The sequence below is a fragment of the Nocardia spongicola genome (genome assembly GCF_047200775.1).
GTDB lineage: Bacteria > Actinomycetota > Actinomycetes > Mycobacteriales > Mycobacteriaceae > Nocardia.
The window spans coordinates 1-510 of the sequence record NZ_JBJZOO010000062.1 but is presented as its reverse complement, the minus strand read 5'-3'; the positions used below and the strand labels follow the sequence as shown (position 1 = coordinate 510).

General features: G+C 66.3%; 1 protein-coding gene. It reads right to left on the bottom strand.

The window, feature by feature from the left end:
• Nucleotides 1–510 (bottom strand): condensation domain-containing protein (locus ACL02S_RS24200; protein ID WP_412804798.1); only part of this gene is annotated, 510 nt, incomplete at both ends.

Below are 510 nucleotides of genomic sequence, written 5' to 3'. Positions count from 1 at the left end.
CTCGAAACCACTGGCCGGCAGGTTCTCGAACGACAACGCCACCTGGAACAACGGATGCCGCGCGGTCGAGCGCTCCGGCGCGAGCACCTCCACCAACCGCTCGAACGGCACATCCGCATGCGCGAACGCCTGCAAATCCGCCTCTTTGGTCCGGGCCAGCAACTCCGTAAACGACGCCCCGCCATTCACCTGCGACCGCAACACCAACGTGTTGACGAACATACCGATCACATCATCGAGCTCGGCCTCCCCACGACCGGCCACCGGGGTACCGATCGCGATATCCTCAGTGCCCGACATCCGCGCCAGGAACACCGCCAACGCGGCATGCACCACCATGAACAACGTCGCCTGCTCACCACGCGCCAGCTCCGCCAACCCACGCGCCACCCCGGCCTCGATCGGGAACACCACACGCCCACCCGCGAACGACTGCACCACCGGACGCGGCCGATCCGCCGGCAAATTCAACTCATCCGGCAACCCCGCCAACGCCGCACGCCAATACCC